General features: G+C 69.4%; 17 protein-coding genes. 12 read left to right on the forward strand and 5 right to left on the reverse strand.

Annotated features, from left to right (window positions below; translation table 11 throughout):
• Positions 1 to 76 precede the first annotated feature (76 nt).
• Genes CDN36_RS06480 through CDN36_RS06495 form a run of 4 tightly spaced genes read left to right on the forward strand, consistent with a single transcriptional unit; the run spans position 77 to position 4,147 of the window.
• Positions 77 to 607: a hypothetical protein gene (locus CDN36_RS06480; protein WP_287496279.1), complete on the forward strand. Its 531-nt coding sequence runs from the start codon at positions 77 to 79 to the stop codon at positions 605 to 607.
• Positions 604 to 2,268, forward strand: a complete 1,665-nt coding sequence (locus tag CDN36_RS06485; RefSeq protein ID WP_287496280.1) for a TolC family protein — start codon at positions 604 to 606, stop codon at positions 2,266 to 2,268. Before CDN36_RS06480 ends, CDN36_RS06485 begins: the two co-directional genes overlap by 4 nt.
• A complete protein-coding gene (locus CDN36_RS06490; protein WP_287496281.1) occupies positions 2,265 to 3,611 on the forward strand; it encodes a multicopper oxidase family protein in 1,347 nt (448 codons plus the stop codon). The genes CDN36_RS06485 and CDN36_RS06490 overlap by 4 nt, the downstream gene beginning before the upstream one ends.
• Positions 3,608 to 4,147 carry a cupredoxin domain-containing protein gene (locus CDN36_RS06495; protein WP_241013707.1) on the forward strand — a complete coding sequence of 180 codons (540 nt, stop codon included), beginning with the start codon at positions 3,608 to 3,610 and terminating at the stop codon, positions 4,145 to 4,147. The genes CDN36_RS06490 and CDN36_RS06495 overlap by 4 nt, the downstream gene beginning before the upstream one ends.
• Before the next feature lie 81 nt (positions 4,148 to 4,228).
• Here CDN36_RS06495 and CDN36_RS06500 read toward each other — a convergent pair whose 3' ends face one another.
• Positions 4,229 to 4,810, reverse strand: coding sequence for an IMPACT family protein (locus CDN36_RS06500; RefSeq protein WP_150553997.1), 582 nt, complete (start codon positions 4,808 to 4,810; stop codon positions 4,229 to 4,231).
• A gap of 24 nt (positions 4,811 to 4,834) precedes the next feature.
• Positions 4,835 to 5,716, reverse strand: coding sequence for a PhzF family phenazine biosynthesis protein (locus tag CDN36_RS06505; RefSeq protein ID WP_150553998.1), 882 nt, complete (start codon positions 5,714 to 5,716; stop codon positions 4,835 to 4,837).
• Positions 5,717 to 6,067: 351 nt separating this feature from the next.
• Here CDN36_RS06505 and CDN36_RS06510 point away from each other — a divergent pair, with 351 nt between their 5' ends.
• The gene (locus CDN36_RS06510; RefSeq protein WP_150553999.1) at positions 6,068 to 6,787 is read left to right on the forward strand and encodes a pirin family protein; all 720 of its coding nucleotides are present in this window, start codon (positions 6,068 to 6,070) and stop codon (positions 6,785 to 6,787) included.
• A 130-nt stretch (positions 6,788 to 6,917) separates the two neighbouring features.
• On the opposite strand, the gene CDN36_RS06515 is transcribed toward CDN36_RS06510, so the two are convergent.
• On the reverse strand, positions 6,918 to 8,168 hold the full coding sequence (locus tag CDN36_RS06515) for a GTP-binding protein (protein WP_287496282.1): 1,251 nt from the start codon (positions 8,166 to 8,168) through the stop codon (positions 6,918 to 6,920).
• 350 nt (positions 8,169 to 8,518) lie between these two features.
• On the opposite strand from CDN36_RS06515, the gene CDN36_RS06520 reads away from it, so the two are divergent.
• From CDN36_RS06520 to alkB, 5 genes are all read left to right on the forward strand, one after another.
• Entirely contained in the window at positions 8,519 to 8,953 is a 435-nt protein-coding gene (locus CDN36_RS06520; RefSeq protein ID WP_287496283.1) for a copper resistance protein CopC, read from the forward strand.
• Entirely contained in the window at positions 8,953 to 9,942 is a 990-nt protein-coding gene (locus CDN36_RS06525; RefSeq protein WP_150554002.1) for a CopD family protein, read from the forward strand. The genes CDN36_RS06520 and CDN36_RS06525 overlap by 1 nt, the downstream gene beginning before the upstream one ends.
• Before the next feature lie 88 nt (positions 9,943 to 10,030).
• A complete protein-coding gene (gene ada, locus CDN36_RS06530; RefSeq protein WP_287496284.1) occupies positions 10,031 to 11,233 on the forward strand; it encodes a bifunctional DNA-binding transcriptional regulator/O6-methylguanine-DNA methyltransferase Ada in 1,203 nt (400 codons plus the stop codon).
• A complete protein-coding gene (locus CDN36_RS06535) occupies positions 11,230 to 11,964 on the forward strand; it encodes a 2OG-Fe(II) oxygenase (RefSeq protein ID WP_287496285.1) in 735 nt (244 codons plus the stop codon). Before ada ends, CDN36_RS06535 begins: the two co-directional genes overlap by 4 nt.
• Positions 11,961 to 12,620 carry a DNA oxidative demethylase AlkB gene (gene alkB, locus CDN36_RS06540; protein ID WP_287496286.1) on the forward strand — a complete coding sequence of 220 codons (660 nt, stop codon included), beginning with the start codon at positions 11,961 to 11,963 and terminating at the stop codon, positions 12,618 to 12,620. The genes CDN36_RS06535 and alkB overlap by 4 nt, the downstream gene beginning before the upstream one ends.
• A gap of 125 nt (positions 12,621 to 12,745) precedes the next feature.
• On the opposite strand, the gene CDN36_RS06545 is transcribed toward alkB, so the two are convergent.
• Positions 12,746 to 13,366 (reverse strand): NAD(P)-dependent oxidoreductase, encoded by a 621-nt coding sequence (locus tag CDN36_RS06545; RefSeq protein ID WP_150554005.1) that lies wholly within the window; start codon positions 13,364 to 13,366, stop codon positions 12,746 to 12,748.
• Between the two features lie 80 nt (positions 13,367 to 13,446).
• Entirely contained in the window at positions 13,447 to 14,187 is a 741-nt protein-coding gene (locus tag CDN36_RS06550) for a DsbA family protein (RefSeq protein WP_287496287.1), read from the reverse strand.
• Between the two features lie 124 nt (positions 14,188 to 14,311).
• Here CDN36_RS06550 and CDN36_RS06555 point away from each other — a divergent pair, with 124 nt between their 5' ends.
• Both CDN36_RS06555 and CDN36_RS06560 read left to right on the forward strand, forming a co-directional pair.
• On the forward strand, positions 14,312 to 15,241 hold the full coding sequence (locus CDN36_RS06555) for a LysR family transcriptional regulator (protein ID WP_287496288.1): 930 nt from the start codon (positions 14,312 to 14,314) through the stop codon (positions 15,239 to 15,241).
• Between the two features lie 275 nt (positions 15,242 to 15,516).
• Positions 15,517 to 17,229, forward strand: a complete 1,713-nt coding sequence (locus CDN36_RS06560; protein ID WP_287496289.1) for an acid phosphatase — start codon at positions 15,517 to 15,519, stop codon at positions 17,227 to 17,229.
• Positions 17,230 to 17,276 lie beyond the last annotated feature (47 nt).

Genomic DNA, 17,276 nt, shown 5'->3' on the forward strand with positions numbered 1-17,276 from the left:
CAGATAAACGTGCGATGCCGCGCGGCCCGCGTCGACGACGCGCGGCCGCCGGTCTCGCTATCTGGACGAGTCTTCGATGACATTGCATCTCTTCCGGCGGCGCGCGTGGATCGTGCCCGTCGCGCTATCGCTGTGGAGCACGGGGCCAGCGCCCGCCTTCAGCGCGAACGGCGTCCGCGGGGCCGATGTGGCCAGCGGCGCGCCATCTCCCGAACCGACGCTCGCACAGGGCGCCGAGCCGTCGACTACCCGCGACGCCGCCTCGCCGGACGCCCCCGCCGGCCCTCCGGCGGCGACCGTGCTGCAGGACTTTGCAAGGCCGCCGTTGTCGGTTCCCGCCACCGATTGGCGAAAGATCAACGCCGACGTTTCCCCATCGACGGCAACGCATGGGTCGCGCGGCGCACACGCGGGCGCCCACAGCGCCCATAGCGCCCACAGCGCCCATAGCGCTCATAGCGCCAACAACGCCAGCGCCGGCGCTCTCGACCATGCCGCGATGGGTCACGCAACGCCAATGCCGCCGCCCGCGGAAGCCACCGCGAACGCTCATGCGGGGCACCGCGGCGCGCACGCCGGCCATGGCGCCGCAGGAGGTTCGCAATGAACGCCTCGCTGCCTTACCCTGACGTCGCGCGTCTCGCCCATGCGCGCGGCGCTCGCGCCACGGCGTCCGGTCCTGTGGGTACGTCGGCGCAAGCGCATCGCTGCGCGCCGACCGCCCCCGCAGCCCCCGCAGCCCCCGCTGCTCCCGTTGCCCCCGCTGCTTCCGCCACGCTGACTGCCACGCTTGCCGCAGCCCTTACCGCCGCGCTCGTCCTGTCCGGCTGCGCGACATTCAGCGACGACGGCGGCTTTGCCGCGGTCGCCGATGCCGCGCACCAACGCCTCGGCAAGTCCGCCGTCTGGGCCCGCGACGACGCGGCGGCCCAGGCGCTCGCGCAGGCACGCGACGCCTTGCTCGCCAAACCGCTCGACGTCGACGACGCCGTGCAACTCACGCTGCTCAACCACCGCGGCCTGCAGGCGACCTACGCGGAACTCGGCATCGCCGAAGCTTCACTTGTGCAAGCCGGACGCCTGCCCAATCCCCGCTTCTCGTTCCAGCGCGTGCAGGGCGGCGGCGACGTCGGCGTCGAGCGCACGTGGGGACTCGACGTCGTGCGCATGCTTACCCTGCCGCTCGCCTCGCGCGTCGAGGCGCGGCGCTTCGCGCAGGTGCAGGCGCAGGTAACGCAGGCCATCGTCGCGCAGGCCACGCTCACGCGGCGCGCGTGGATCGAAGCCGTCGCGGCGCACGAGCGCGTCCGCATCCTCGAGCAGACGCGCCTCGCCACGCAAGCTGCCAGCGAGCTGGCTGACGGCATGGCCCGCGCCGGCAACTTCAGCGCGATGCGACGCCTGCAGGCAAACCTCGTGTACGCCGATACCGCGGCGCGGCTCGCCCGAGCACGCGAGCAGGCCGGCAGCGCGCGCGAACACCTTGCGCGTCAAATGGGCCTGTGGGGCCGGCAACTGGACTTCACGCTGCCGGACCGGCTGCCCGCGCTCCCGACCACGCGGCCCGGCTGGCCCCACGCCGAGGCGCAAGCCATGCGCGAGCGAGCGGACATTCACGCCGCACGCGCCGCGCTGGCGGCCACGGCGAGCGACCTCGGCCTCACGCGCACCACGCGCTTCGTCAACGTACTGGACACGGCGTATCGCGACAACAGCGCCACCGGCTCGCCCAACGAACGCGGCTACGAGATTTCGCTGGAGGTGCCGCTCTTCGACTGGGGCGGCGCGCGCGTGGCCGGCGCCGAAGCCCGCTACCGGCAAAGCCTGGACCAGCTGGCCGATGCGGCCGTGGCCGCGCGGGCCGACGTGCGCACGCGGCGCGCCCAGGCGCTCGCCGCCTGGGAGATCGCCGAGCACTATCGCAGCACGGTGCTCCCGCTGCGCCGGCGGGTCTCGGACGAAATGCTGCTGCGCTACAACGGCATGCTCGCGAGCGTGTTCGATCTGCTCGACGACGCGCGCGAACAGCGCGACACGGTGCTCGCCTACGTCGACGCGAGCGCCGACTACTGGCTCGCAGAGGCCGCATTGCGCGAAAGCGTCGGCGGCGGCGACCCTGGCGCGGCGCACGCAGCCGGCGCTACGTCGGACACCGCGCGTGCCCCAGCATCGCAGCCCGCTCTCGCGCCGACGCCCGGCAACGCCGTGCCGACGTCGCCGCAACCGTTGCCCACGCATCAGAGTCATCGACATGGAGGTGGCGCATGACCTCGCGCCGACGATTCCTGCGCGATGCGAGCCTCGCCGTCATGGGCGCGGCCGCCGTCGAGCGCACCAGCCTCGCAGCCCTGCCCGACGCCCCTTCGCGCGCCGACGCCAGCACCGCCAAACCGCACGCGCCGCCGAACGGCCGCCCGTACCGCCCCGTCGTCACGCTCAACGGCTGGACGCTGCCGTGGCGCATGCGCGGCGGCGTCAAGGAGTTCCACCTCATCGCCGAGCCAGTGGTGCGGGAAATCGCGCCGGGCATGCAGGCCAATCTGTGGGGATACAACGGCCAGAGCCCCGGGCCGACCATCGAAGTCGTCGAAGGCGATCGCGTGCGGCTTTACGTGACCAATCGCCTGCCCGAAGCGACAAGCGTGCATTGGCACGGTCAGCGTCTGCCCAACGGCATGGACGGCGTGGCTGGGTTGAACCAGCGCGCCATCGCGCCGGGGCAGACCTACGTCTACGAGTTCGAAGCCAAGCGCGCCGGCACTTTCATGTATCACCCGCACGCCGACGAGATGATGCAAATGGCGATGGGCCTGATGGGTTTCTGGGTCACGCATCCGAAAGACCCGTCGTTCCAGCCGGTCGATCGCGACTACGTCTTCCTCATCAACGCATACGCCATCGACCCCGGCACACGTACACCACGCGTGAACGAGATGACCGACTTCAACCTCTGGACGTGGAACAGCCGCGCGTTTCCCGGCATCGACCCGCTGCTCGCACGTCAGGGCGACCGTGTCCGCATTCGCATGGGAAATCTCACGATGACCAATCACCCGATCCATCTGCACGGCCACGAGTTCAGGGTGACCGGCACCGATGGCGGCTGGGTGCCGCCATCGGCGCAATGGCCCGAGGTCACGACCGACGTGGCCGTCGGCCAGATGCGCGCCATCGAGTTCGACGCCACCGAGCCGGGCGACTGGGCGTTCCACTGCCACAAGTCTCATCACACGATGAATCCGATGGGCCACGAGGTTCCCACCATGCTCGGCGTGAACCAGCGCGAGATCGCCGCCAGGATCGCGCGCATCATTCCCGACTACATGGCAATGGGCGAGACCGGTGGATCGATGAACGGCATGGAGATGCCGTTGCCGGAAAACACCCTGCCGATGATGACCGGCACGGGCCCCTACGGCCCCATCGAAATGGGCGGCATGTTCACCACACTGAAGGTCCGGCCGGACCTGCCGCGCGAGAGCTACCGCGATCCCGGCTGGTATCGCGCGCCGCGCGGCTCGGTCGCCCGCCCGTGGCAAGGCAGCCACTCCGCGCTACCCTCTTCCCATCGTCCGCCTGCCGGCGCAGGCAAAACAGGAGGCAAGTCATGATTCGTTCTCACCTCGCGCGCGCCATCCCGGCGCAACTGGCCCTGTGCGCGGCCAGCCTGATGTTCGCCGCACCGGCGTTTGCGGACGATCCGCACGCCATGCACATGCAGCAGGCGCAACACGCCCAACAGGCCCGGCACGCGTCGCACGGCAGCGGCGGCGCAACCGCCATCGGTGAAGCCGGCGACGAGGCGCGGGCCACGCGCACCGTCGACGTCGACATGCGCGACACGATGCGCTTCTCGCCAGCCACCCTCACGGTGCGACGCGGCGATACGGTGCGCTTCGTCGTCACCAACAGCGGCAAGCTCCGGCACGAAATGATGCTCGGCACCTCGGCCTCGCTCGCCGAGCACGCGAAGATGATGCAGACGACGCCCGGCATGTCGCATGAGGAACCGAACGCGGTAACGCTCGAGCCCGGCGAGCGCAAGACGCTCGTGTGGCACTTCACGCAGCCGGGCACCGTGGACTTCGCGTGCCTCGAGCCCGGTCACTTCGAGGCCGGCATGCGCGGCGTCATCAACGTGCGATAGCGCCAGGCGCCGGCAGCAGACCGACGCCCGCCGTCAATCGCGCCCTCAATCGCGCCCTCAATCGCGCCCTCAATCGCGCCCTCAATCGCGCCGTTCGAGTCCGCCGCTCAGCGCCTGCGTGGCGTCGGTCTCGAACGCCTGCACGTCGCGCGCCTTCAGGCGCAGGCGCAGGATCACGGCGTCGTCATATACGGCGTCGAGCACTTCGGCGCCGAAGCGCTCGGCCAGGCGGCGCAGCGTCGCTTCGTGCGCGAACGCCACCCGATAGCGGATCTGCGTCACCGGTTCCACGGCCGTGAGCGTGGCAAGCTTGAGCGCCTCGCTCACGGCTTGTCCGTAGGCGCGCGTCAGTCCGCCCGCGCCCAGCTTGATGCCGCCGTAGTAGCGCACGACCACGGCGAACACGTTGGCGAGCCCCTTGTGCATGAGCACGTTGTACATCGGCTTGGCGGCCGTGCCGCCCGGCTCGCCATCGTCGTCGAAGCCCGACGCGCCCTCGCACAGCAGCACCCAGCAGTAATGCGTGGCGTTGGGATAGCGCACGCGCAGCGCGTCGAGTTCGCGCATGGCGGCCTCGCGCGACGCCACGGGCATGACGATGCCGATGAACCGGCTCTTCCTGATCTCCAGTTCGGTCTCGACGGGTGCGGCCAGAGCAAACATACGACTGTCGTCTCCCGGCACGGCTTACAGGCTCGCTTCGAGGTTCACCTCGCCGCGAGCGAGCTCGATCACGTTGCCGCCGACGCGAATCTGGCGATCCGCCGTCACTTCAAGCGTGAGACGGCACGGGCGCTCGATGGCATCGCCCTGCGACACGCGCGCGCGCACGGGCAACGGATAGCCCTGGCCGATCAGCCAGCCGCCGAGGTTGGCGCATGCCGAGCCCGTGCCCGGGTCCTCGCTGACGCCGCCGCCCTGCGTGGTGAAAAAATAGCGAGCCGTGACCTGCAACTCGCCGTCCTTCTCGCCGTCGAGCGAGAACACATAGCCGGTCTTGCGCTCGAGGCTCGAAAGCGGCCAGCGATCCATGCGCGCGCTGTCCGGCTGCGCGCGCGCCACCGCATCGGCGGTGCGCAGCGGAATGAGCAACTGATCCGCCCCGGTGTCGACCCACTGCGGCGACTGCGCGAGATCGTCGCGGCCGAGGCGCACGAGTGCTGCGATATCCGCATCCGCTTCCGACGCCTTCGCGATCTTCGGCTCGCCCGACGAGGGCGCCGTGAGCGTCCAGTGGTCGCCGCGCGCCTCGACCGGCACCAGCCCGGCGGCGAATTGCAGCGTTACCTGGTCGCCGAGCCCGCGCATGGCGCGCAGCACATGGGCGGTGCCGAGCGTGGGATGTCCCGCGAACCGCATTTCGTAACCCGGGGTGAAGATCCGCACATGCGCGTCGGCAATTTCCGAGGCGAAGATGAACGTCGTCTCGGAAAGATTGAACTGCCTGGCGAGCAGTCGCATCTCCTCGTCGCTCAGTCCCTCCCCGTCTTCGAAGACGCACAGCGGATTGCCCCCGAAGGTGCTCTCGGCGAAGACGTTGACGATACGAAAGGCATAGGTGCGGCTCATGACGACTCTCCTGTGGGGGCATTCGGACGGCTTTGCGGCGCGTGGTGCGATGCCGGCGGCCTCGTTGGGCGACCGGACCGGTCCACCCGGCGAAAGAAGGCTCGTAGTCTCGCACATCGCGCGCCACCACGCGCATTGCCCTCCCCGCTTTCGGAAATTCGAAGCCCGAGCCGCGGAATCGTCCGCCCCCCGCCTAGGAAGACGGGCTTTTGCCCCCGACGATTGTCACATTTCAGATGACAATAATTCGCATTTCAGACGGATTGTTGTTATCCGTCAGGACCCTACAATCCTATTCATCGAGGCCGCTCACGGCCTCCCGACAAATCGATGAAGACACAGGAGCCCATCATGCTGGACATCAGAAAAGCTGCGGACCGAGGCGTTGCCGACCATGGCTGGCTCAAGTCGCGCCACACGTTCTCGTTCGCGAACTACTACGATCCGACGCAGGTCGGCTTCTCCGATCTGCTCGTGATCAATGACGATCGCGTCGCGCCCGGGCAAGGCTTCGGCAAGCATCCGCACCGCGACATGGAGATCTTCTCCTACGTGCTCGAGGGCGCGCTCGAGCACAAGGACACCATGGGCACGGGGTCGGTGATCGAGCCGGGCGACGTGCAACTGATGAGCGCGGGACGAGGTGTGGCGCACAGCGAGTTCAATCACTCGCACACGTCGCCGGTGCATTTCCTGCAGATCTGGATCGTGCCCGATCGGACCGGCATCGCGCCCGAGTATCAGCAGCAGCGTTTTGCGCCGGAAGAAAAGCGCGGCCGCCTGCGCATGATCCTCTCGCCGGACGGCGCCGGGAATTCCCTGCGCATTCACCAGGACGTGCGCGTGTACGCGGGTCTGTTTGACGCGCACGAGTCGGCCACGCTCGCGCTGGCGCCGGACCGCTACGCCTATGTGCATGTGGCGCGCGGCAGCGTCAGCCTGAACGGGGTGGCGCTCGGTGAAGGCGATGGTGTGCGCGTTCGTGGAGAAACGGCACTCACGCTCGCCAACGGCCGTGATGCCGAAGTGCTCGTGTTCGACCTGCGTGCGGTGGAGACACCCGACTTCTGAGGCATCGGCACGGCGGCGCAATGTCCGCGGCAGGCGCCATGGCGGCCGGTACGGCTTCGTGCCGGCCGCCATGATCTCGCGGGCCGCGGCGCATGGGATGATGCCGTGCGTCAGCGCATGCGCCCACGGCTCATGCCGTGTCTTCCGTCATCGGCAGCGGCAACGCATGCTCGCTGCCGCGCCACGCGGCGTCCCCTTGCGACAGTTCGACGGCGCTCAGCCGGCAGGCCTCGAACGCCTTTTCAATGGCCGCGCGGTTCATGTCGCGGCCGATGAATACGATCTCGTTGATCCGGTCGCCCCACGGCGCTTCCCAGTTCGCTTCGATCGCGGCGCGTTGCGGGTCGCCCTCGGGCGGCCACTGCGCCGGGTCGGCCGCGGCCCACCATTGACCGACGGTCTCCAGCGTGGCCGTGTTGCCGGCGCGCGAATACGCGAGCGCCCACGCCGGGTGGCTCGCCGTCCAGACGTAGCCCTTTGCCCGGATCAGCCCGTCGAACGGCTTCGACATGAATGCCGCGAAGCGCGCCGGATGCAGCGGCTCGCGATGGCGCAGCACGAAGTTCGTCACCCCGTAAGTATCGGTCTCCGGGTCGTGCTCGCCCGCGAGCGCCAGCGCCCAGCCCGCCATCTGCGCGGCGCGCCCGGCATCGAAGCGCCCCGTGCCAAGCACTTCGCCAAGCGGCACCGCGCCGCGCTCGCCCAGCACGATGCGTGCCGAAGGATTGAGTCCCGCGATGAGCGCCTTGACGGCCTCGAGCCGCGCCGGGTCGACGCAATCGACTTTGCTCACGACCACCACGTCGGCGAATTCGATCTGCTCGGTGAGCAACTCGGCAAGACGCCGCTCGTCCTCGTCGCCGGCCACCTCGCCGCGCTGTGCGAGCGTGTCGAGACCATGGAAATCCTCGAGTACGTGCAGCGCGTCGACAACGGTCACCATCGTGTCGAGTCGGGCGACATCCGCGAGCGAGCGCCCCGCGTCGTCGCGAAACTCGAACGTCGCCGCCACCGGCATCGGCTCGGCAATGCCCGTCGACTCGATGAGCAAATAGTCGAACCGGCCATCCTGCGCGAGTTCGCGCACGGCGATAAGCAGATCCTCACGCAGCGTGCAGCAGATGCAGCCGTTGCTCATCTCGACGAGACGCTCTTGCGTGCGCGAGAGGGCGGCGCCCGCGGCGGCGGCCCCACGCTCCACGAACGAGGCGTCGATGTTCACCTCGCTCATGTCGTTGACCAGCACCGCCACGCGCAGACCCTCGCGATTTCGCAACACGTGATTGAGCAGCGTGGTCTTGCCCGCGCCGAGGAAGCCGGACAGCACGGTCACGGGCAGACGACCGTCCGTGCCGCCGGCGTAAGCGAAAGGGGATGTCATGGATGCGCGCCTCATTAATGCAACCAAGTTGCAATACGGCGCGATGATACGGCGCCTCCGCTATTTTTGCAACTTAGTTGCAAAACGACGGACGCATCGCCGCGTCAGGTGCGCTCAGGCGGAACCGTCGGGCGGCTGCATCGGTCTGCAAGGTCTGCGATACTGCGTAAGCGACGCAGATTGCGTACCCCTTCGGAACGGGGCGGGCCGCCATTACGACCTCTGGCACGCCTGGCCAATTCGGGGCGGGGGTTCGTGTCGTCATTTTGCGTCACCATTTTGCGTCACCATTTCGCGTCATCATCTCCGCGTCCCGCTGCCGCTTCCCTGACTCCTTAGCCAGACACGACATGCGTACTATCAAGATCGCCTCCCCGGCCTGCGCCGCCCGCAGCCCCCTGCCGCTGCCATCGCGCCACGCCCTGCGTCGCGCGGCGCAAGGCCTCGCGCTTGCCGCGGCCGTCAGTCTGGCCGCACTCTCGCAAGGCGCGTGGGCGCATGCGCATGCGGTGTCGAGCGAGCCGGCCGCGCAGGCCGTCGTCGAAGCACCGACGTCGGTGCGCGTAACATTCGACTCCGCGCTCGAAGGCGCCTTTTCGAAGCTCACGGTGATCGACGCAAAGGGCAGGTCCGTCACCGACGCCCAAGCCGGACTGGACGCCGCCCGCAAAACCCTCACGCTCTCGCTGCCTGCGCTCGGCGCGGGCAGCTACCAGGTGAGTTGGGTGGCCGTGGCGAGCGATGGCCACCGCACGCAGGGCAACTTCAAGTTCACCGTGAAGTGATGTCGGCAGAGCTTGCCGCCGGCACCTGGCAGCCCGCCACGGCGGGCCTGCTCAACCTCGCGTTGGCGCTCGCATTCGGCGTGCTGCTCCTGCGCAGCCCGCACGCGGTGCGCAGCGGCCTGACCCGGCGTGTGCTGCCCGGCTTCGCCGCCGGCCTCGCGGTGCTCGCCTGGATGGCCTACGTACTCGCGAGCACCGAGGCCATGACCGGCGGCGACTGGGAGAGCACGGACGCGATGCTCGGCGACGTGTGGCGGGTGCTCACGCGCTCGTACTTCGGCCGGATGCAGTGGGTCGCCGGGCTCGGTGCGCTGCTGCTCTGTGCGGGCGCCTGGGCCTGGTACGACGCCCGGCGCAGGCTTCTTGCCTCGCCGCCCATCGCCGACGATCCGCGCGACCGGCACCATCGCCGCGAGCACCGGCAGGAGCGTCACGCGCGCATGGTGTACGCGGCCGGCGCCGTGGTGCTCGCCCTCGCGCGCGCCGGCACGGGCCATGCGGCAGACGCTGCCATGCCGTGGCTGGCCATCGGCATTCACTCGCTGCACGTAGCGGCAGCGGCGTCGTGGACGGGCGCGTTGCTCGTCGCCGGATGCGTGATACCGGGCTGGCGGCATTGGCCGGTCGGCGCGCGGGCGGCCTATGGCGAGCGTCTGTCGTCGATCGCGACGCTCGCCATGTTCGTCGCCCTCGTGACCGGCGGCTTCAACGCATGGCGCACGCTCGGCGAAACGCCGTCACTGTGGTTCGCCACGCCGAACGCGCCGTATGTTTCATGGCTGGGGACAAAGCTGTTGCTGGTCGCGTGCGCCGCCATGCTGGGGGCGTGGAACCGCTGGCGCCTGCTGCCGCGCCTGGCGCTCGATGCCGGCGAGAAGCCCCTCGACACGTCGGCCTTCGCACGCGTGGTGGGCGTCGAGGCGTTGGTACTCGTGATGGTGATGAGCCTGGCCGCCAAGCTCGGCACGACCCTGCCGCCCGGCGTCTGACCGAATTCGACAGCAAGAAACGGAGCGCACCCGCGAGCGCGACTCCCTACACTGAAGGCAAGTGATCAGTCCACGGGAGACCCTCGCAATGCATGCCAATCCAATGACCGCCAAACGCCCGTCCCGCGCCGGCCGCAGCGCCGGCGCCCCGCCCGCGCGCCGCGCGCCGGCCGACGATCGCGCGGCGCACTCGCGCTACGCGAGCGATGACGCCCGCTGGGCGGCCATCGTCGCGCGCGACAAGCAGGCCGACGGCGAATTCTTCTATTCCGTGCGCACGACCGGCGTGTACTGCCGCCCGTCGTGCGGTGCGCGTCTGGCGCGGCGCGAAAACGTCGCGTTCCATGCCGATGCGGCCGCCGCCGAGCGCGCCGGCTTTCGCCCGTGCAAGCGTTGCAGGCCCGATCAGGACACGCTCGACGCGCGCCACGCCGCGCTCGTCACGGCGGCGTGCCGGCGCATCGAGACGGCCGACGAGCCGCCGCGTCTGGAAGCGCTAGCAGCCGAAGCCGGCCTGAGCCCGCACTATTTTCACCGGCTGTTTCGCGCAGTGACCGGCGTCACGCCGCGGGCCTATGCGAACGGGCGCCGCGCGCAACGCGTGCGCGAGACGTTGCCCGCCGCGCAGAGCGTGACGTCGGCGTTCTACGACGCCGGCTTCAATTCCAACGGCCGCTTCTACGCCAGCGCCGACGCCGTGCTCGGCATGAAGCCGGCGGCGTTCCGCGCGGGCGGCAGGGCCGAGTCGATCCGCTTTGCGGTCGCGCAGTGTTCGCTCGGCGCGCTGCTGGTGGCGGCGACCTCGCGCGGGTTGTGCGCCATCGCGCTGGGCGACGATCCCGACGCGCTCGTGCGCGACTTGCAGGATCGCTTTCCGAAGGCCGAGCTCGTCGGCGCGGACGCCGAATTCGAACGCTGGGTGGCGCAGGTGGTGGGCTTCGTCGAGTCGCCGCGCATCGGGTTGTCGCTGCCGCTCGACGTGCGCGGCACCGCGTTCCAGCAACGGGTCTGGGAAGCGCTGCGCGAAGTGCCCGCCGGACAGACGGCAAGCTACGCGCAGATCGCCGGCCGGATCGGCGCACCGCGAGCGGTGCGAGCCGTCGCGCAGGCGTGCGCATCGAACCCGCTGGCGGTGGTGATCCCGTGCCACCGCATCGTTCGCAACGACGGGGCGTTGTCCGGCTATCGCTGGGGCGTCGAGCGCAAGCGTGCGCTGCTCTCGCAGGAGCGCCTCGAGGCGCACGACGGACAACCGGCGCAGCCACGCGCGCACGGCGAGGAGAAGTTGTGAGCGATCGCGTGCACAAGCTCGACTGGGCTGCGCTCGAAGACGCGTTGAACGGCTTCGGCGCGGCGCGCATTCCCGCGTTGCTCGATGCGCACGAGTGCGCATCGCTGCGCGAGATGTACGGCGAGACGGTGCACGGGCGCACCGGCGCGGCGCCGGCCTCGCCGCGATTTCGCAGCCGCATCGTGATGGCGCGCCACGGCTTCGGGCAGGGCGAGTATCAGTATTTCGCGTATCCGCTGCCGCCGCTCGTGGCCGAACTGCGCGAAGCGTTCTATGCGCCGTTGCGCCAGATCGCCCATCGCTGGCACAAGGCGATGGGCATCGACGCGCGCTACCCGCCCACGCATCGCGCCTATCTCGCGCAATGCCACGCCGCGGGGCAACGCCGTCCCACGCCACTGCTGCTGCGCTACGGCCCCGGCGACTACAATTGTCTGCATCAGGACCTCTACGGGGATCACGTCTTCCCGTTGCAGGTGGCCGTCCTGCTCTCGCAGCCCGGCGAGGATTTCACCGGCGGCGAATTCGTTCTCACCGAGCAGCGTCCGCGCATGCAGTCGCGCGCCGAGGTGGTGCCGCTCGCGCGCGGCGACGCCGTGGTGTTCGCCGTGCATCATCGCCCGGTCAACGGCACGCGGGGCGTGTATCGCGTCAACATGCGGCACGGTGTGAGCCGCGTGCGCAGCGGCCATCGGCACACGCTCGGCGTGATCCTGCACGACGCCACATGACGCCGGACCTCTTCAGCCATGCACCCGACGACTCGGCCCGTGGCGGCCCGAACGCCGATACGCTCGGCCCGGGCGCATTCGTGCTGCGCGGCTTCGCGCTCGAACGGCTGGCCGTGTTGCAGGCCGACATCGACGCGGTGATTGCCCAGGCGCCGCTGCGCCACTGGCTGACGCCCGGCGGCAAGCGCATGTCGGTGGCGATGACCAATTGCGGCGACGTGGGCTGGATCAGCGACCGCATGGGCTATCGGTACGGCACGCACGATCCGCTGTCGAAGCAGCGGTGGCCGCGCATGCCGGCGTCTTTCGCGCGTCTGGCGCGCGACGCGGCGCAGGCGGCCGGCTATCCCGACTTTGCGCCGGATGCCTGCCTCATCAACCGCTACACGCTCGACGCCCGCCTCACGCTGCATCAGGATCGCGACGAACGCGAGCTCGGTGCGCCCATCGTGTCCGTCTCGCTGGGATTGCCGGCAATCTTCCTGTGGGGCGGATTGCAGCGTGGCGCACGCACGCGCAAAGTCCGGCTCGAGCCGGGCGACGTGGTGGTGTGGGGCGGCCAATCGCGGCTCGCTTATCACGGCATCGCGAGCGTCGAGGGCAGTTTCGACGCGAACGCCGTGCGCTTTAACCTGACGCTGCGCAAGGCGCGCTGACCGGACGCCGACGGCACCACATCGCACCCCATCGCACCCCATCGGCAACACACTGGCAACACACCGGCAACGCGCGCGCGCAATGCGAGCGCCGGGGGGCGGCTGGCGGAGCGTTGCGCCGTCGCTCAGTACCCGACCGTGAAGCGCGAGCGCGGATGCTGGTTCTTTTCGAGCTCGTCGACAAGCGCGATGGCGTAGTCCTCCATCGAGATCCAGCTCTTGCCGTTGGCGTCCACGAGCAGCCCATCGCCGCCAAGGCGGAACTTGCCCGTGCGCTCGCCCGGCTCGAACAGCGCGGACGGCGAGAGGAACGTCCAGTTCAGCGGCGAATCGGCCGGCTCGGCGCGCAACACCTGCAGGAACTCGCGGCCTGCGCCGGCCTCGGCCTTGTACGCCTGCGGGAATTCCGGCGTATCGATGAGCGCCTTGCCCGGCGCGACTTCGAGACTGCCGGCGCCGCCCACGACCAGCAGACGCGGCACGCCCGCGCGTTTGACCGCGTCGATGAGTCTGGCGGCATCGACCGACACGAAACGGCCGGCGCTGATCACGGCATCGTGGCCGGCGAGCAGCGGGGCGAGCGAGGCCGGCTCGGCGGCGTCGCCCTTGAGCACGGTCAAGCCCTTCTCGGCCTCGACGCGCTCCGGATTGCGCGCAATGCCCGTGACCGTGTGGCCGCGCGAGAGCAATTCTTCTGCGACACGCGTACCGACGCGGCCGGTGATACCAATCAAGGCAACTTTCATCAGGACTCTCCTGGGAGTGAGGGGGGGGAAATTCGATTCGCGATTCGGTGTCGGGACGAGACGCAATGCCGACGCCCCGCTCAGAGGGCGCAGCCTTGGGGGCCGCACTGCGGCAGCGGCGCGGCGTCGCCATCGCCGGATGCCGCCCGTGCCTCCTGTGCCTCCTGTGCCGCCTGTGCCTTGAGCACCCGCTCGCGCAATGCGTCGCGCCAGGCGTCGGGCCGACCGAGATAGCGGCCCGGCTCCAGCCGCTCGAGCCGGCCATCGACCTCCAGCGCGAACGTCGGAAAGCCGCTGCCGCCCGCGCGAGCAAGCCAGGCACGGCTGTCGCGAAAGTGCAGCATGAGGGCGTGGGCGTCCTGCGCATCGAACGCCTTCGCGAACGCGTCTCGCGCCAGGCCGAGCTGCGCCGCGAGCTCGACAAGCACGTCGCGATCGGCGATGCGCCGGCCCTCGACGTAATGGGCCTGCTGCTCGGCGGCGAGCATGTCGAGGCCGCGTCCGCCCAGGGCTTCGGCGGCGAGCACCGCAGCGGTGGGCGGCGCCGAATCGAAGACGGCCGTGGTGTCGCGCAGCAGCCCTTCGAAGTAGGCCTCGCCGAACGGCTGACCGGTCAGCGAAGCGATGCGATGATCGTGCGGCATCACGTAATTGCGCAGTTGCGGCGTGACGCGCTGCACGTTGGGCCCGGCCATCATGCCGCCGCCGTGAAAGACCATGTCCAGCCCCGCCACGTCTCGCGAGGCCTTGACCAGCGGCGCAGCGGCGTAGCACCACCCGCACAGCGGGTCGGCGATGTAATGCAATCGTGCTTGCGTCATTTGTGTGTCCCGTGCAATGCCGGCGTCGATACGCGGCGCGTTTCATACCTGCCATCGTAGTCGCGCCGATCGCTCCAAAAAAGCCCATAATGACGATCACTTTGTTGCATCGTTCGAGCAAATCATGGACCGTCTGACTGCCATGCGCGTCTTTACCGAAGTGGCCGATCGCGGCTCGCTGACGGCCGCGGCGCAGCGGCTCGACATGTCGCGCGCCATGGTGTCGCGCTATCTGGCGGAACTCGAAGCCTGGCTCGGCACGCGGCTGCTGCATCGCACGACGCGCGCGGTGAGCCTGACCGACGCCGGCAACGACGCCCTGCCCCGGTGCCGCGAGATGCTCGGCATCGCCGACGATCTGGCCTGCGCGTCGCACGCCGACAGCGCGCCGCGCGGCCTGTTGCGCGTGGCCTGCAGCACTTCGCTCGCGCAGGCGTTTCTGGCGGCCGCGGTCGCGCGTTTCATCGAAAGACATCCGGGCGTGGCGATCGATCTCGTGGTGGCCGATCGCACGGTGGACCTCGTCGACGAACGCATCGACCTCGCGATACGCGTGACGACCGAGCCGTCGCCGGGCCTCATTGCCCGCCGGCTCGCGACGTGCCGCTCGGTGGTATGCGCCGCGCCCTCGTATCTGCAGCGGCACGGCACGCCGCAACGCGCCGAGGACCTCGCGCTGCACAACTGTCTGACATACGCGTACTTCAGCAAGAGCCTCTGGCAGTTCACGCACGCCGGCGCGCCGCTCGGCGTGCCGGTGGACGGCAATTTCTCCGCGAACGAAGCCAACGTCGTGCTCGCGGCCACGCTCGCGGGCGCGGGCATCGCCATGCAGCCGGTGTACTCCGCGCTACCGCATCTGCGCGCCGGCACGCTGCGTGCGCTGTTGCCGGACTACGTGCCGCGCGACATGACCGCCTACGGCGTCTACATCTCGCGCAAGCAAATGCCGAGCGCATTGCGCGCGCTGCTCGACGATCTGGCCGAGCAGTTCCGCACCGAGCTGTTCGAGGACTCCGGCTACGCGGGCGCGCACGCCCCGCCATCCGCCTGACGCGGCGCCGCCGCCACCGCCTCTCCCCTGCCGGGTTTCGCACCGCGTGACGCCATCGCGGCGTCACCGAATTGTCACGATCCACGCGTAAAAACGTCGTCTGCCTCGCCCGCCCGGGCAGGGTGACGCCGTCGCTCGCGGGTTACCTGTTGCCGTCCGGTCGCGGGCACGCCAGCGCCTCGGTGCCCGATCCAGCCGATCCAGCCGATCCACTCGATCCGACCGCCCGACTGGCCTCACTCGATTGACTCGCCTGACTTGCCAACAAGGACATCATGACCCACGACGCCAAATCCCGACCGAACGATCCCGCGCAACACCCCAGCGCCCAGGACGACGATCCGACCGACCCGTCGCGCCGCCGCGTATTGCAGGGCCTGGCCGCCATCGGCGCGGCCGGCGCCGCCGGCGCCACGAGCGCGCTGTCCGGCTGCGCCGCGCAAGACCCCGGCGCACCGACGGCCGTCGCTGCCGGCGGCACGTTCGACGCCCAGCTCAAGGCCAACATCAAGACCGTGGTCGTGATCTATCTCGAGAACCGCAGCTTCAACAATCTGTTCGCCGATTTCCCCGGCGTGCAAGCGCCGCTCTCGAAGGTGCCCGCGTCCGTCTACACGCAGCTCGATCGCGACGGCAAGACGCCGATGTCGCTGCTGCCGCCCGTCTTCGACGGTCTGGTGCCGCGCGCGCAGACGATCGGCGGCAAGAAGTACCACATCACGGAAAAGGACCTCGCGCGTCAGCCGAACGCGCCGTACATGCTCAAGGACGCCGATGGCAAGCTACTGCCGGAGTCGGTCATCACGCGCGACCTGTGGCATCTGTTCTGGCAGAACCAGATGCAGATCAACGGCGGCGCCAACAACCAGTTCGCCGCGTGGGCGGACTCGGGCGGGCTCGTGATGGGCTACTACGGCGAAACCGCCAGAACGCTGGACCTGTACAAGATCGCGCAGCAGTACACCCTGTGCGACAACTTCTTCATGGCGGCTTTCGGCGGCTCGTTCCTGAATCACCAGTTTCTGGTCTCGGCGCGCCCGCCGGTGTACCCGAATGCCGAACAGAGCCCGGCGAAGGACAAGATCGCGGTGCTCGCCGACGGCCCGCAAGGCACCCGCCTGGCCGTGGCGCCGGACTCGCCCGCCTCGGCCGCGGACGGCAAGCCCAGGTTCGTGCGCGACGGCGCCATCACGCCGGACGGCTTCGCCGTCAACACGATGATGCCGCCCTACCAGCCGTCGCCGATCAAGCCGGCCGCGTCGGGAGACCGGCATCTGGCCGATCCGTCCAACCCGGCGACGCTGCCGCCGCAGAACTACGCCACCATCGGCGACCTGCTCTCGAACAAGGGCGTGTCGTGGGCCTGGTACGCCGGCGCGTGGCAATCGGCGCTCGATCACAAGGGCGGCGCGGACAGGCCGAACTTCCAGTACCACCACCAGCCGTTCAACTATTTCGCGCAGTTCGCGCCGGGCACGGCGGCGCGCGAGCGACACCTGCGCGACGGCGGTGAGGGCGACAGCCCGATTTCCAACAAATTCATCGCCGACGCGATCGCCGGCAAGCTGCCGGCCGTCACGTTCTACAAGCCGCAGGGCAACCTGAATCAGCACGCCGGCTATTCGGACGTGGCGTCGGGCGATCAGCACGTGGCCAACGTGCTCGCGCACCTGATGAAGTCGCCGCAGTGGCAGAACATGATGGTCGTGATCACGTATGACGAGAACGGCGGCTGGTGGGATCACGTGGCGCCGCCCAAGGGCGACCGCTGGGGACCGGGCTCGCGCGTTCCGGCGCTGGTCGTCTCGCCGTTCGCCAGGCGCGCCAACGTGGACCATACGTTCTACGACACCACGTCGATCCTGCGCTTCATCACGCGTCTGTACGATCTGCCCACGCTCGAGGGCATCGCGCACCGCAACGCCGCGTTTGCGGCGCGCGGCGCCATGCCGCCCGGCGATCTGACGAAGTCGCTCGCGTTCGCGTAACGCCCTGGGCTTGGGCGCCCGGACAACATCGGCCGCAGGCAAGCCGC

The sequence above is a fragment of the Pandoraea sp. CB10b_02 genome (assembly GCF_002216225.1).
Classification (GTDB): Bacteria; Pseudomonadota; Gammaproteobacteria; order Burkholderiales; family Burkholderiaceae; genus Pandoraea; species Pandoraea nosoerga.

Excerpts from the sequence above, each read along its gene's own strand:
- CDN36_RS06480 (WP_287496279.1), top strand. The coding sequence starts at position 77 with ATGACATTGCATCTCTTCCGGCGGCGCGCGTGGATCGTGCCCGTCGCG.
- CDN36_RS06485 (WP_287496280.1), top strand. The coding sequence starts at position 604 with ATGAACGCCTCGCTGCCTTACCCTGACGTCGCGCGTCTCGCCCATGCG.
- CDN36_RS06490 (WP_287496281.1), top strand. The coding sequence starts at position 2,265 with ATGACCTCGCGCCGACGATTCCTGCGCGATGCGAGCCTCGCCGTCATG.
- CDN36_RS06495 (WP_241013707.1), top strand. The coding sequence starts at position 3,608 with ATGATTCGTTCTCACCTCGCGCGCGCCATCCCGGCGCAACTGGCCCTG.
- CDN36_RS06500 (WP_150553997.1), bottom strand. The coding sequence starts at position 4,810 with ATGTTTGCTCTGGCCGCACCCGTCGAGACCGAACTGGAGATCAGGAAG.
- CDN36_RS06505 (WP_150553998.1), bottom strand. The coding sequence starts at position 5,716 with ATGAGCCGCACCTATGCCTTTCGTATCGTCAACGTCTTCGCCGAGAGC.
- CDN36_RS06510 (WP_150553999.1), top strand. The coding sequence starts at position 6,068 with ATGCTGGACATCAGAAAAGCTGCGGACCGAGGCGTTGCCGACCATGGC.
- CDN36_RS06515 (WP_287496282.1), bottom strand. The coding sequence starts at position 8,168 with ATGACATCCCCTTTCGCTTACGCCGGCGGCACGGACGGTCGTCTGCCC.
- CDN36_RS06520 (WP_287496283.1), top strand. The coding sequence starts at position 8,519 with ATGCGTACTATCAAGATCGCCTCCCCGGCCTGCGCCGCCCGCAGCCCC.
- CDN36_RS06525 (WP_150554002.1), top strand. The coding sequence starts at position 8,953 with ATGTCGGCAGAGCTTGCCGCCGGCACCTGGCAGCCCGCCACGGCGGGC.
- ada (WP_287496284.1), top strand. The coding sequence starts at position 10,031 with ATGCATGCCAATCCAATGACCGCCAAACGCCCGTCCCGCGCCGGCCGC.
- alkB (WP_287496286.1), top strand. The coding sequence starts at position 11,961 with ATGACGCCGGACCTCTTCAGCCATGCACCCGACGACTCGGCCCGTGGC.
- CDN36_RS06545 (WP_150554005.1), bottom strand. The coding sequence starts at position 13,366 with ATGAAAGTTGCCTTGATTGGTATCACCGGCCGCGTCGGTACGCGTGTC.
- CDN36_RS06550 (WP_287496287.1), bottom strand. The coding sequence starts at position 14,187 with ATGACGCAAGCACGATTGCATTACATCGCCGACCCGCTGTGCGGGTGG.
- CDN36_RS06555 (WP_287496288.1), top strand. The coding sequence starts at position 14,312 with ATGGACCGTCTGACTGCCATGCGCGTCTTTACCGAAGTGGCCGATCGC.
- CDN36_RS06560 (WP_287496289.1), top strand. The coding sequence starts at position 15,517 with ATGACCCACGACGCCAAATCCCGACCGAACGATCCCGCGCAACACCCC.